The sequence below is a fragment of the Streptosporangium sp. NPDC020145 genome (assembly GCF_040631275.1).
In the GTDB taxonomy this organism is placed as follows: domain Bacteria; phylum Actinomycetota; class Actinomycetes; order Streptosporangiales; family Streptosporangiaceae; genus Streptosporangium.
This window is the reverse complement of sequence record NZ_JBEXZT010000021.1, coordinates 63,676-76,410: the sequence shown is the minus strand read 5'-3', so window position 1 is coordinate 76,410 and position 12,735 is coordinate 63,676. Positions and strand designations below refer to the sequence as shown.

Below are 12,735 nucleotides of genomic sequence, written 5' to 3'. Positions count from 1 at the left end.
CCCGCAAAGTTCACTTTACGGTCGAGGTTCGTTCACTGTTACACACATACGGTGAGGGCCATGCGCGACGCCTACCATGATGAGCTCGACGCCCTCACGGGCCGGCTGGTGGAGATGACCCGACTCGTGAGGTCGGCGATCTCCCGGGCCACTACCGCACTCCTGGACTCCGATCTTCAACTCGCCGAGAGCGTGATCTCCCAAGACGAGGAGGTCGACCGGATCTTCTCCGAGATCGAGGCCTCGATCTTCGGCCTGATGGCCACCCAGCAACCGGTGGCCGTCGACCTGCGGGTGGTCATCGCGGCGCTGCGTATGGGTACCGACCTCGAACGGATGGGCGACCTGGCCGAGCACGTGGCCAAGGTGGCGCGGCTGCGGCACCCCGAGTCGGCGATCCCGGCGGAGGTTCGCGCCACGATCGTTGAGATGGGCCAGATCGCCGAGCGCCTGGTCACCAAGGCCGGCAGCTGCATCGCCTCCCGCGATGTGGACGCCGCCCTTGAGCTTGAGGACGACGACGACGCGATGGACAAACTGCACCGCAGGCTGTTCAAGGTCCTGATGGCCCCCGACTGGAAGCACGGCGTCGAGCCCGCCATCGACGTGACGTTGATCGGGCGTTACTACGAGCGTTACGCCGACCACGCGGTGCGCGTCGCCCGCGACGTGGTGTACCTGGTGACCGGCACCCGGTCGCCCGACGCCGCCGACCTCGCAGACCTCGCCTAGACCCCGTTCAGGCCCGTCCAAGGCCGCAGGCAACGCGAAAGGGGCCCGCCGACCGGCGGGCCCCTTCGACGTGTCCGAGGTTGTCCGGGGGTTACCTGCCCTGGTTGGCCACGGCCTCGATCGCCGCCTTCGCGGCATCGGGGTCGAGGTAGCGGCCTCCCCTGGTCACCGGGGTGAAGTTCTCGTCCAGGTCGTAGACGAGCGGGATGCCGGTGGGGATGTTGAGTCCCGCGATCTCGTCGTCGCCGATCTTGTCCAGGTGCTTGACCAGCGCCCTGAGCGAGTTGCCGTGCGCCACGACGAGGACGGTCCTTCCCGAGGCCAGGTCGGGCACGATCGCGTCGTACCAGTACGGCAGCATGCGCTCGACGACGTCCTTGAGGCACTCGGTCTTCGGCAGCAGTTCACCGGGAAGCAGCGCGTACCGCGCGTCACCCGCCTGGGAGAACTCGTCGTCGTCGGCGATCGGGGGCGGCGGGGTGTCGTAGGAGCGGCGCCAGAGCATGAACTGCTCGTCGCCGAACTCGGCGCGGGTCTGCGCCTTGTCCTTGCCCTGCAGCGCGCCGTAGTGACGCTCGTTGAGCCGCCAGGACCTGACGACCGGCAGCCACAGCAGGTCGGCGGCGCCGAGCGCGAAGTTGGCCGTCTGGATCGCGCGGGTCAGCACCGAGGTGTGGACCACGTCCGGCCGCACCCCCGCGTCGTTCAGCAGCCGCCCGCCGCGCCGTGCCTCCTCCTCGCCCTTGGCGGAGAGCCCGGCGTCCACCCATCCGGTGAACAGGCCCTTAGCGTTCCACTCACTCTCACCATGCCGAAGCAGCACCAATGTCGCCATGCGGCCAAGCTTAGTGGGGCCCCTCGGCGCCTCCCCGGGGACGCTCAACAGGCGAGACACCCGGCACGGCCCCGGTACGGCGGGTCAGCGGGCGGGGTCGGCGAACCTGGCGAAGGCCTGGAGGTTGGCGAGCGACTCGCCGCGTTTGGCCCGCCACTCCCACTCCCTGCGGATGGAGGAGGCGAAGCCGAGTTCGAGCGCCCGGTCGAAGCCCTCGTCGGCGTAGGTGAGCACGCAGCCGAGCACCCGGTCGATCTCCTCGTCGGAGACCGCGGCCAGCGGGACGCGGCCGACGAGGTAGACGTCGCCGACCGGGTCCAGGGCGAAGTGCACGCCGTACGTCGAGCCGTTCTTGGTCAGCAGCCAGCGGTAGAACTCGGCGTGGTTCTCGTCGGGCTGACGGCAGAAGAACGCCTCCACGTGCAGGACGTGGTCGCCGACGATGAGCCAGGTCATGGTCGCGAGTTTGTGCTGGCCGGGGAGCCGTACCAGGAAGGCGCCCGGCCTGGGCTCCTCGAAGGACGCCTCGGCGGCCCGCAGCGCCGCCTCGATCACCTCACGCATGCGCCCACCCTACGAGCCCGCCGCGACCGGCACCTCGCTCAGGTGCGTCATGGCCCGCGCGTAGACGTCGGCGAGCCTTGAGGCGGTCGCCGACCAGCCGAAGGAGGCCGCCTGGGTCACCGCCCCCGCGGCCAGGGCGTCGCGCCAGGCGGGCTGGTGCACGAACCGGCTGAGCACCCTGGCCCAGTCGTGCGGGTCGTGCCCCTCGACGAGCGCCCCGGAGACCCCGTCCCGTACGGCGGTGCGCAACCCGCCGACCGAGGCGGCGGCGACCGGTGTCCCGCACGCCTGGGACTCCAGGGCGACGAGCCCGAAGGACTCGCTGTGCGAGGGGACCACGGTCACGTCGGCGGCGCGGTACCAGTCGGCCAGTTCGTGCTGCGGAGCGGGCGGCACGATCCTGACCACGTCGGAGATGCCCAGCGAGGCGGCCACCTCGGTCAGGTAGGACGGCCGGGCGAGCCCGTTGCCGCTGGGGCCGCCGACGCAGGCGACGACCAGCCGCGACCTGAGGGCCGGGTCCTCGGCGAGCATCAGGGCGGCGGCGCGCAGCAGCACGTCGGGGGCCTTGAGCGGCTGCACCCTGCCGACGAAGAGCAGCACGTGCGCGTCGTCGGGCAGCCCGAGGCGGTGCCTGGCCGCGCTCTGGGAGGCGGGCTGGAAGACGGTGAGGTTCACCCCGGGGCTGACGACCTCGACGCGGCCGGGGGCGGCGCCGTACAGCTCGACCAGTTCCCTGGCCTCGGTGGGGGTGTTGGCGACCAGGCGGTCGGCGATGTCCACGACCTGCTGCTCACCGGCGACCCGGATCTGGGGTTCCGGGTTGTCGTCGTCGGCGAGCAGGAGGTTCTTCACCTTGGCCATGGTGTGCATGGTGTGCACCAGGGGGACGCCCCAGCGCTCCTTGGCCAGCCAGCCCACCTGCCCGGACAGCCAGTAGTGGGAGTGGATGACGTCGTAGCGGCCCGGCTCGTACATCGCCTCGGTGCGCAGCACGCCGGACAGGAAGCCGCAGAGCTGGCCGGGCAGGTCGCCCTTGTCCAGTTCCTCGTACGGCCCCGCCGTGATGTGACGGACCGATACCCCCGGGACGATCTCGGCGACCGGAGGCAGGTCACGCGCGGTCTGCCTGGTGAAGATCTCCACTTCGACGCCCAGTCCCGCCAGGCGTTTGGCCACTTCGACGACGTAGACGTTCATGCCGCCCGCGTCCCCGGTCCCCGGCTGGTCAAGCGGGGACGTGTGCATGCTGATCGTCGCGACCCGGCTGACCCGTCGTCTACCCCGCCGCATCACCGGCACCACCTCCGAGAGGGATATAACCACCCAATAGTTCGCGTCATTCCCGCCCCCCGGGGGCTTGGGAGGCGGTGCCGTCGTGGCCCGGTGTCCTGGCAGGATGGGGGGTCATGGACAGGACAGCAGTGGTTACGGGCGCCAGCAGCGGGATCGGCGAGGCGACCGCCCGCCGGCTGGCCACCGAGGGATTCGACGTGGTGGCCGCGGCGCGGCGCCGGGACCGGCTCGACAAACTGGCCGCCGAGGTGCCCGGCGTCCGCGCCGTGACCCTCGACGTCACCTCCCAGGAGTCGGTAGACGCCCTGGCGGCCTCGTTGGAGCGCTGTGACGTGCTGGTCAACAACGCGGGCGGGGCGATCGGCCTTGAGACCGTGGCGAACGGCGACGTGGCCGACTGGCAGCGGATGTACGACACGAACGTGCTCGGCTCGCTGCGGCTCACCAAGGCCCTGCTGCCCCGGCTGGTCGCCTCTGGCGACGGCGTGCTGGTCATGTTGACCTCGGTCGCCGGGCTGGTCTCCTACGAGGGCGGTGGCGGCTACAACGCGGCCAAGCACGCGCAGACCGCGATGACCGAGGTGCTCAGGCTCGAACTGTGCGGCGAACCGGTCAGGGTCGTCGAGGTCGCCCCCGGCATGGTGCACACCGAGGAGTTCTCCCTCAACCGCTTCCGCGGTGACTCCGCCGCGGCGGACCGCGTCTACCAGGGCGTTCCCGACCCGCTGACGGCCGACGACGTGGCCGACGCCATCGCCTGGTGCGTGACCAGGCCCGCGCACGTGAACGTGGACCGCCTGGTCATCCGTCCCCGCGCGCAGGCCGCCCAGCACAAGATCCACCGCGTCTGAGCCGTGCCGAAGCCGATCGGGGAGATCACCAGGGGCACGACGGGCCACAACCGGCTCAGACGGGCCGACCGCTGGGTGGTCGCCGTGCACGGCCGCCTGCTGCGCTCGGTGGAACGTCCCCTGGTGGTCGACCTGGGCTACGGCGCCTCGCACACCACGACCCTCGAACTGTTCTCGCGGCTGCGGAGGGTCTGTCCCTCGGTCGAGGTCGTCGGCGTCGAGATCGACCCGGCCAGGGTCGCGGCGGCCAGGCCGTACGGGCGGGAGGGGTTGTCCTTCGTGCTCGGCGGCTTCGAGCTGCCTGTGGGCAGGCCGCCGACCCTGGTCAGGGCCTTCAACGTGCTCAGACAGTACGGCGAGGCCGAGGCGTGGGAGTACTGGGCGATGCTCCGCCGGCGGATCGCCCCCGACGGGGTGATCGTCGAGGGCACCTGCTCGGAGGTCGGCCACCGGGCCGTGTGGGCCGGGCTCGACGCCACGGGCCCCAGGACGCTGACCTTCTCGGCCCGGTTCGGCGGGTTCGAACGCCCCTCCGACCTGGCCGAGCGGCTGCCCAAGACGCTGATCCACCGCAACGTCCCCGGCGAGCCGATCCACGCCTTCCTGCGTGATTTCGACCACGCCTGGGCGGTCAACGCCCCCCTGGGGGCCTACGGCTTCCGCCAGCGGTGGATCGCCACGGCACGGACGCTGGCGCGGACCTGGCCGGTCGCGACGCGCCCTCCGCTGGGCGGCCGGGCCCGCTGGCGGCTCGGCGAACTCACTCTCCCCTGGTCCGCCCTGGACCGCTGACCCCGCGCGCCCGGGGCCCCGAAGCGGCGGTTAGGGTCGTCGGCATGTCCCCTCGTTTCGTGACAGATCCCGAACTGACCGGGGAGCTCGTCGACGAACTGATCGAGTGCTGGACCGAGGTGAGCAACGCGGGCGGGGCGGTCGGCTTCGTGCCGCCGGTCACCGCCGCCGAGGTCCGCGAGCTGGCCCTGCCGACCTTCGCCCGCTGCGGCGCGGACGGCCCCGACCATCTTCTCGCCGGTTTCGACGAGGACGGGCGGTTGGCGTGCTGGCTGGTCCTGGCCGACGCCGGATCCCGGCTGCGCGCGCACTGGCGCTGGGTGCTGCGCGTGATGGTCCACCCCAAGCACCAGGGCCGCGGGTACGGCGCGCTGCTCATGCGCGCGGCCGAGGAGGCGGCCCGTGGTCTGGAGGCCGAGGCGCTGCACCTGACGGTGCGCGGCGGCACCGGGACCGAGTCCTTCTACGCGCGGTTCGGCTACACGGAGGTCGGCCGGGTCCCCGGCGCCATCCGGCTGTCCGACGGGGACGACCGCGACGAGATCTACATGGTTCTTCAGCTGTGACGGAAATCACTCGACAACCCGTAGTACTACCCCTCGTGGTGCGGGAGTTAGGCTTGGTTGTGTGAAGGGTCTGGGCGAGCTTGAACGCAGCATCATGGACATCATCTGGGCGCAGTCATCCCCCGTGACGGCGCGGGAGGTAGGGCGTCTGATCGCCGATCGCGACCTCGCGCCGACCACGGTGATGACCGTGCTCGACCGGCTGACCCGCAAAGGGTTCCTGCAGCGGACCCGGGACGGGCGGGCCTGGCGCTACGAACCGGCCGAGAGCCGTGACGCGTACGTCGCTGAGCTTATGCTTGAGGCGTTGGACCTGACCGGAGACCGGTCCGCCGCCCTCACCCGGTTCGCCCAGGCCGTCTCGGGCAGCGAGGCCGAGATCCTGCTCAAAGCGTTGACGGAGCTGGAGGACGAGTGATCACCGCGGCAGCCCTGGCGACCCTCGCCCTGGTCTGCGCGGTCGGAGCCTGGCGGTTCACGCGGGCACGGTGGACCTACCGCGCCCCGCACGTGGCCATCGTCCTGTGGCAGGCACTCGGGGTCACCTGGGGTCTGGCCGGGACGGGAGCGCTTCTCTCCTACGCCCTCGAACCCTACGGGCAGGGCGTGCTCCAGGGGCTGGGCGCCTTCGTCGTCTCGGCGACGAACGGGGGCTACGGCCCCGCCGAGTCCTTCACGCTGCCGAGAATCCTCGCCCTCATCGCCGGTCTGACCGCGCTGACCATCCTGGTCGTCGTGCTGCTCACCGCGGGCGCGCAGACGCTCCGCGCCCGGCGCAGGCACCGCACACTGCTGGCCCTGGTCGCCCGTGAGGACCCCGAGGTCCCCGGGGTCAGGGTCGTCGACCACCCGGGCCCGGCCGCCTACTGCGTCCCCGGCCTGCGCTCCGAGGTCGTGGTCAGCGAGGGGACACTCAGGCTGCTGTCCCCCGCCGAGCTGACCGCGGTGCTCGCCCACGAGGCCGCGCACGTCCGCGAGCGCCACGACCTGGTGCTGCTGCCGTTCGCCGCGCTGCACAGGGCGCTGCCCTGGTCACGGGTCGTCGGCAGGGTGCAGAGCGAGGTCGGCCTGCTGGTCGAGATGGCCGCCGACGACGTCGCCCGCCGCTACTGCTCGCCACGCCGCCTGGCCACCGCCCTGCTCCGTTTCGGTACGGCGGGCGCCGCCCCGACCCCGCAGGGCGCCCTCGGCGTCTCGGAGACGGCGGGATCCGCGGTGATGGCCCGGGTCGAACGCCTGGTCAGCCCCGGCCCCGATCTTCCCAGGCAGATCCGTTACGCCATCGTCGCCTTCTCCGTCACCCTGACGGCCTCGGCTCCGTTGCTCTGGCTGATCCCCCACTGACGCTTGCAACTGTTAGTCACCGCGTTTGCAACTGCAAGCATCGGGGGTAGACTGCCGGCATGGCACTACCGAAGGTCGGCTCGATCGGCGAGTACATCCGGGAGCAGCGCACCCACGCGAAGATCTCGCTGCGCCAGCTCGCGGCGGCGGCGGGGGTCTCCAACCCCTATCTCAGCCAGATCGAGCGAGGACTGCGCAAACCGAGTGCGGAGATCCTCAACCAGATCGCCAAGGGACTGCACATCTCCTCGCAAGCCCTGTACGTCCAGGCCGGTCTCATCGAGGAGCGCGAGCCGGACAGCGACGTGCTTGCCGCGATCAGGGCAGACCATCTCATCACCGAACGTCAGCGCCAGGTGCTGATCGACATCTACGAGTCGTTCCGCCGGGAGAACCGGGTCGGGGCCCCGGATGAGGAAGCGCAGACCTCCCAGAACGCGCCTTCCGCACCGGAGCCCCAAGGGGGCGACGCGCATCCGCTGCCCGAGGGGTATCTCGCCGCGTTGAAGCCCTACGCGGCCCCCGTGGACAGCCAGAACGTCACACCGGAATCCAAGGAAGGTTAACATCCATGACTCTTGCCACCGAAGTGAAGAAACTGGCCGAGACCAAGCCGTTCTACGCCGTCGCGGGCGCGGGCGACTACGCGGTCGAGAAGCTCCGCGAACTGCCCGAGCACCTGCAGCGCATCCAGGGCCGCCAGGAGGACATCCGCGAGGCCGCCAGGGAGGCCGCCAAGGACCTGCCGGAGAAGGCGAGGGAGCTGGCCGACAGGGCCGAGGTCTACGCCAGGGAGTTCCCCGGCCGGGCCCGCGGCTACGCCGACCAGGTCAGCGACAGGGCCGCCAGGCTGTACGAGGAGTTCGCCTCCCGGGGCCGCAAGGTCGTCTCCAAGGCGAGCGGCGAGGCCTCCCGCGAGCTTGAGCAGGTCTCCACGGCCGCCAAGCCCGCCAGGAGGAGCAGGAACGGCTCGTCGGCGAAGTCCTGACCTCGGGGTCTTCCCTGGAACCCCACGAGGGGCCGCCCCGGCGCACCGGGGCGGCCCCTCGGTTCCGGGTGCGGGGTCTCTCGGTACGGGCCTGCGGGTGCGGGGCCGTACGAAGACCCCGGGCCGTTTCCGGGTGCGGGGCCGTACGAGGTTTCCGGGTGTGCGGGGCCGTACGAAAAGGCCCCGGCCGGTTCGCCCGGAAGGAGGCCCGCCGCGGGAAGACTTCCGGCATTAGGGTGGTTGCTGTCAGCAGGGCGAGCACGGTGGAGTGACGACGATGATTTCCGTAGGGCTGGACCTCATCTTCTGGGTTCTCAGCATCATCGCCTTCGGCATGTCCGCCTGGGCGCTGTTCCACGCGACGCGCACCCCCGTCCGCGCGTTCGCCGTGACCGGCAAGCAGTCCAAGAGGTTCTGGCTGATCGTCCTGGGGCTGGCGGCGCTGTTCTCCTTCGCCTCCGCCGTCGGTTACTTCGGGATCGGCCTCGGGCAGCTCAACATCTTCGCCATCGCGTCGGTCGTCGCCTCCGGGATCTACCTGGCCGACGTGAAACCTGCGGTGAGCGAGATCGGCAAGGGCGGCAACCAGGGCCCCTACGGCCCCTGGTGAAACCTGTTGCCCCCGGTCGTACAGACCGGGTAGACAACCTCGGGTGACGTTGTTCGCGAGGAAACCCACCCTGTACGGCAGCCGCGTGACCCTCAGGCCGGTCGGCCCCGAGCACGCCGACGGCCTCTGGGGGCTGGTCAACGACCCGGAGACCACCCGCCTCACCGGTTCGCACGGCGTCATGGACCGCGCGGCGATCGACCTGTGGTGCCGCACGCGCGCAGACCAGGACGACCGTCTCGACCTGGCGATCTGCGCCGTGGACGACGACGCCTACGTGGGCGAGGTCGTGCTCAACGACCTGGACACGCACAACCTCTCGTGCAACCTGCGCATCGCCCTGTCCGGCCCCCGGGTGTACGGCAGGGGCTACGGCACCGAGGCGATCCGGCTGGTGCTCGACCACGCCTTCGCCACCACCGACCTGCACCGGATCGAGCTTGAGGTCTTCGCCTTCAACGATCGCGCCGCCCACGTCTACCGCAAGGTCGGCTTCGTCGAGGAGGGCGTGCGCCGTGACGCCCTCCTGTGGGACGGCCGGTGGCACGACGCCGTCGTGATGTCCGTCCTGGCCCCCGACCGGCCCGCCACCGGGATGTGACCCGGCCAGGCGGGTAGGGGGTGAGAGTGCCCGGTCTGATGCGGGGGGCATCGGCCGGGCACCCAGGAAGGTCACTTCCTCCAGACCCACACGGATCGGGTGAGAATCAGGGAGACGTCGTGGGCTGTTCTGGAGGTTTGGGTTGGGTGACATCGAGCGGCTTTCCAGCACCGTGGTGCACGAGACGCGTTACATGCGGTTGCGTCATGACGAGATCCGGCGTGCCGACGGGTCTCTGGGGGTGTACTCCTACGTCGACAAGCCGGACTTCGCGCTGGTCATCCCGATGGAGAACGACGGCTTCCACCTGGTGGAGCAGTACCGCTATCCGATCGGGCGGAGGTCGTGGGAGTTCCCGCAGGGCACGATGCCCGACCTGGCGACCGCCGACCCCGAGCACCTCGCCCGGGAGGAACTGCGCCAGGAGACGGGCCTGACGGCGGCCTCCATGCGCCACCTCGGGCATCTGCACTGCGCGCCCGGGATGACCGTCCAGGGCTACGACGTGTTCGTGGCGACCGGGTTGCGGCAGGGGCAGGCCGAGCGGGAGGTCGAGGAGCAGGACCTGCGGCAGCGGTGGTTCCCCCGGCGGGAGGTGGAGAGCATGATCCGTGAGGGAGTGATCGTGGAGAGTTGCAGCCTCGCCGCCTACAGCCTGCTGCTGCTCAACCAGGGCTGAGGGTCACGAACCAGGCGAGATTGGATCTCCCATCTTCCATCGGAGGGTGATGGATCCTATTCTGACCGTTATCGGGGTTCGTGAAGCCTTCTGTCGCCTCTCATGGCCCCTGGCGTGTTCCGTCCGCGCCCCGGCACCACCTCCGCAAGGCGACCCGGCCTTCCGGCGGCCCCGGGGCCGTCGGCGACTCCCCCATCGAGGTAGGTCATGAGAACACGACGCGCGAGGCTCGCCACGCTCCTGCCGGTCTTCCTGGTGCTGGTCACCCTTCCCGCGACGCCCGCGCGCGCCGCCGCCTCCACGGCCTCCCCGGCCTCCCCGGCTCCTGCGGCCGCCTCCGCCCTGCCGTACCGATGAGTCCGGGACCTTCGGCCCTGGCGGCAGGTGGTTAGCAGTTGCTAACTTCGTGGTGTGACAGGGGTCGAGGTGTTCCTGGTGGACGACCGGGATCCGCCGTCGAAGCGGCGGATGCTGGTCGAGGCGCTGCGGTTGTTCGTCGAGCGGGGCGTGGACGGCACGACCGTGCGCGACATCGCCGCGGCCAGCGGTTACAGCAATCCCGCGCTGTTCAAGTTCTTCGCCTCGAAGGAGGAACTCGCACTGCACCTGTTCGCCAGGTGCTACACCCGGCTCGGTGAGCGGGCCGCGCCGGCCACCGCGCCGGGGCGGCCGTTCGGTGAGCGGCTCGACGCGCTGATGCGGGCCTTCGGCGAACTCCTCGACGAGGAGCCCGAGGTCCTGCTCTTCACACAGGACAACCTCCGGCTCTACCTGCCCAGGCTCTCCGCCGAGGAACGCGGGCCGTCCCTGCTCGGTCTGCTGCGCGGGCTGATCGGCGACGGGGTCGCCTCGGGCGAGGTCACCGCGGAGATCCCGGTCGATCTGCTGGTGGCCGCGCTCTCCGGCACCGTGGCGCAGTACGCCAGGATGCGTCACTTCGACGAACTGCCCAGGGGGGCGGCGCTGGCCGCCCTGCGTCCCCTGGTCACCCGCATGCTCACCCCGTAGAACCCGGCCCCGGCTCCCGGGGCCTTTTTCACACCCATTGAGTTAGCAAATGCTAACCAGATCATCCCTGGAGGGATCATGAAACTGCTCGTTCTCGGCGCCGGAGGCTTCATCGGGCGCACCGCGGTCCGCGAGGCCGTCATCGCGGGCTGGGAGGTCGTCGGCCTGGTCAGGAACGACGAGGCCGCCCAGCGCGTACGGCGGGCGGGCGGCACACCCCGCCACTTCTCCGTCGGTGACCCCGCCACCTGGGCCGAGACCGCCAGGGGGGCGCACGCCGTCCTCGACCTCATCCAGCCGAGCCTGCCGGGGCGGCTGACGAGGCGGGCCATCGACCGGGTCGCCGCCGTCCGCAGGGAGACCACCGAGGGGGTGCTGCGGACGCTGCTCTCCCTGCCCGCCGGGGAACGGCCCCTGCTGGTCTCGGTCAGCGGGATGGACGACCTCGCCCCCGGGCCCGGCCGTACGGTCTCGCACCTGTCGCCTCCGCGCTCCGTCCCGGTGGGGTTCGCCCACGTGGGGCTGCCGGTGCGGCGGATGGTCGAGGCGTCGGGAACGCCCGCCGTACACGTCTGCCTGGGGAACATGGTGTACGGCCCCGGCAAGGGGTTCGGCGACATGATCGTGCCCGGCCTGGCCAGGGGCCGGATGCCGGTTCCCGGGACGGGGCGCAACCGGCTGCCGATCATCCACGTGGAGGACGCCGCCCGGGCGCTGGTGCACGTGGCGGGGCTGCCCGGCGTCGCGGGGCGGAGCTTCGTGGCGACCGACGGCACGGTCACGACGCTGGGCGAGCTGTTCGACGAGACGGCCGGGATGCTCGGCGCGGCCAGGCCCCGCAGGCTGCCCAGGTGGCTGACGGCGGCGTTCGCGGGCGGGGTCGCCGTGCGGACGCTCACGCTCGACGTCGTCGCCGACGTCTCGGCGCTGACGGAGACGGGCTTCGAGCCGCGTTACCCGTCCTACCGGGAGGGGGTGGCCGCGACGCTGGCCGAACTCAGCCGTCCGGCTCGGCGCCGTGCTCGTGCAGTGCCGTGACCAGCCAGTTCGCCAGCCTCCTGTGCCCCAGGAAGGTGGGGTGGACACCGTCGGGCAGGATCGCCCCCCGCCCCCAGGGGTGATCGAGCGGGTCGAGGAAGACGGCCGCCTCCTCGTCGGCGGCGACCGCGATCGCGTCCCTGACCGCGGGGACCCAGCGGGGCTCCCTGCCCATCCAGATGGGGCCGATCACCACGACCCTGGTCCGTGGCCAGCGGGTCCTGGCCGTCACGAGCAGGCGTCTGGCGGCGCCGTACACCCTGCCGGGGGTGGTGTGGTCGTTGTGCCCGCCGGAGAGGATCAGCAGGTCGGGGGCGGGACGCCAGGAGAGTTCCGCGTCGAAGGACTGCTGGAACGTCCTGCGCACCCGGCCGGGGTTGACGAAGCCCGTCCCCGCGGCGCCCGCCGTGACGAGCTGCCAGCCGAGCGTACGGGCGGCCCGCGCCGCGTAGCTCTCCCAGCGGGGGACCGGTCCCGACCCGGCGGTGAAGCTGTCGCCGAGCACCATGACCACCGGGGCCCTGACCAGGCTGTCCTTCTGCGGGTTCTCCTGCGCGGTGGGTGGGTTGAGGACCGGGATCGGCCCGGCCGCGTCCCCGCTGGCACATCCCGAAATAAGACAGAAAATCACCACAGAAGCTGCGAGCACGGATGCTCGGGAACGTCGGCGCACAGGCCCGCGCATGCCACTCCGGGGAGATTCGGACTGCCGATATGAGAGTCGATCCCCCAGACGAGCACGGCGAAATCACCGTCCGGGGAGATCGTCTTGAGCAGGTCGGCATTCTATCCGTGTGGGAAGGGACGACCCGGAGATCGTCCCAAGCCCCC

General features: G+C 71.0%; 18 protein-coding genes. 14 read left to right on the top strand and 4 right to left on the bottom strand.

What is annotated here, in order from left to right; all coding sequences use genetic code 11:
* Positions 1-60 precede the first annotated feature (60 nt).
* Positions 61-732, top strand: coding sequence for a phosphate signaling complex protein PhoU (gene phoU / locus ABZ463_RS30055; protein ID WP_352014670.1), 672 nt, complete (start codon positions 61-63; stop codon positions 730-732).
* A 91-nt stretch (positions 733-823) separates the two neighbouring features.
* Here the strand turns inward: phoU and ABZ463_RS30050 are convergent, their stop codons facing one another.
* The 3 genes from ABZ463_RS30050 to mshA all read right to left on the bottom strand — a co-directional run bounded on the left by ABZ463_RS30050 (position 824) and on the right by mshA (position 3,424).
* Positions 824-1,567, bottom strand: a complete 744-nt coding sequence (locus ABZ463_RS30050) for a phosphoglyceromutase (RefSeq protein ID WP_352014669.1) — start codon at positions 1,565-1,567, stop codon at positions 824-826.
* 84 nt (positions 1,568-1,651) lie between these two features.
* Positions 1,652-2,131 carry a YbjN domain-containing protein gene (locus ABZ463_RS30045; protein WP_352014668.1) on the bottom strand — a complete coding sequence of 160 codons (480 nt, stop codon included), beginning with the start codon at positions 2,129-2,131 and terminating at the stop codon, positions 1,652-1,654.
* A 9-nt stretch (positions 2,132-2,140) separates the two neighbouring features.
* Entirely contained in the window at positions 2,141-3,424 is a 1,284-nt protein-coding gene (mshA, locus tag ABZ463_RS30040; RefSeq protein WP_362781294.1) for a D-inositol-3-phosphate glycosyltransferase, read from the bottom strand.
* Between the two features lie 116 nt (positions 3,425-3,540).
* Between mshA and ABZ463_RS30035 the strand changes: the two genes are divergently transcribed.
* The 13 genes from ABZ463_RS30035 (at position 3,541) to ABZ463_RS29975 (ending at position 11,904) form a co-directional block, all read left to right on the top strand.
* Entirely contained in the window at positions 3,541-4,278 is a 738-nt protein-coding gene (locus ABZ463_RS30035) for an SDR family NAD(P)-dependent oxidoreductase (protein ID WP_362781215.1), read from the top strand.
* 3 nt (positions 4,279-4,281) lie between these two features.
* Positions 4,282-5,070 carry a class I SAM-dependent methyltransferase gene (locus tag ABZ463_RS30030; protein ID WP_362781213.1) on the top strand — a complete coding sequence of 263 codons (789 nt, stop codon included), beginning with the start codon at positions 4,282-4,284 and terminating at the stop codon, positions 5,068-5,070.
* Between the two features lie 44 nt (positions 5,071-5,114).
* Complete coding sequence (locus tag ABZ463_RS30025; protein ID WP_362781211.1) at positions 5,115-5,636, top strand: GNAT family N-acetyltransferase; 522 nt, start codon at positions 5,115-5,117, stop codon at positions 5,634-5,636.
* A 61-nt stretch (positions 5,637-5,697) separates the two neighbouring features.
* Positions 5,698-6,054: a BlaI/MecI/CopY family transcriptional regulator gene (locus tag ABZ463_RS30020; protein ID WP_184712514.1), complete on the top strand. Its 357-nt coding sequence runs from the start codon at positions 5,698-5,700 to the stop codon at positions 6,052-6,054.
* Complete coding sequence (locus ABZ463_RS30015) at positions 6,051-6,980, top strand: M56 family metallopeptidase (protein ID WP_352014664.1); 930 nt, start codon at positions 6,051-6,053, stop codon at positions 6,978-6,980. Before ABZ463_RS30020 ends, ABZ463_RS30015 begins: the two co-directional genes overlap by 4 nt.
* A 59-nt stretch (positions 6,981-7,039) precedes the next feature.
* A complete protein-coding gene (locus tag ABZ463_RS30010) occupies positions 7,040-7,546 on the top strand; it encodes a helix-turn-helix transcriptional regulator (RefSeq protein ID WP_352014663.1) in 507 nt (168 codons plus the stop codon).
* A 5-nt stretch (positions 7,547-7,551) separates the two neighbouring features.
* The gene (locus tag ABZ463_RS30005) at positions 7,552-7,968 is read left to right on the top strand and encodes a hypothetical protein (protein WP_362781208.1); all 417 of its coding nucleotides are present in this window, start codon (positions 7,552-7,554) and stop codon (positions 7,966-7,968) included.
* 277 nt (positions 7,969-8,245) lie between these two features.
* On the top strand, positions 8,246-8,578 hold the full coding sequence (locus tag ABZ463_RS30000) for a DUF2516 family protein (RefSeq protein ID WP_352014661.1): 333 nt from the start codon (positions 8,246-8,248) through the stop codon (positions 8,576-8,578).
* Between the two features lie 43 nt (positions 8,579-8,621).
* Complete coding sequence (locus ABZ463_RS29995; protein ID WP_362781205.1) at positions 8,622-9,179, top strand: GNAT family protein; 558 nt, start codon at positions 8,622-8,624, stop codon at positions 9,177-9,179.
* A gap of 142 nt (positions 9,180-9,321) precedes the next feature.
* Positions 9,322-9,858 (top strand): NUDIX hydrolase, encoded by a 537-nt coding sequence (locus ABZ463_RS29990; RefSeq protein WP_352014659.1) that lies wholly within the window; start codon positions 9,322-9,324, stop codon positions 9,856-9,858.
* Positions 9,859-10,065: 207 nt separating this feature from the next.
* Complete coding sequence (locus tag ABZ463_RS29985) at positions 10,066-10,215, top strand: hypothetical protein (protein ID WP_352014658.1); 150 nt, start codon at positions 10,066-10,068, stop codon at positions 10,213-10,215.
* Between the two features lie 54 nt (positions 10,216-10,269).
* Positions 10,270-10,866, top strand: a complete 597-nt coding sequence (locus tag ABZ463_RS29980; protein ID WP_352014657.1) for a helix-turn-helix domain-containing protein — start codon at positions 10,270-10,272, stop codon at positions 10,864-10,866.
* A 78-nt stretch (positions 10,867-10,944) separates the two neighbouring features.
* Positions 10,945-11,904, top strand: a complete 960-nt coding sequence (locus tag ABZ463_RS29975) for an NAD(P)H-binding protein (RefSeq protein WP_362781202.1) — start codon at positions 10,945-10,947, stop codon at positions 11,902-11,904.
* Here ABZ463_RS29975 and ABZ463_RS29970 read toward each other — a convergent pair.
* Complete coding sequence (locus tag ABZ463_RS29970) at positions 11,864-12,553, bottom strand: SGNH/GDSL hydrolase family protein (protein WP_362781200.1); 690 nt, start codon at positions 12,551-12,553, stop codon at positions 11,864-11,866. The two genes, ABZ463_RS29975 and ABZ463_RS29970, sit on opposite strands and share 41 nt — an antisense overlap.
* Positions 12,554-12,735 lie beyond the last annotated feature (182 nt).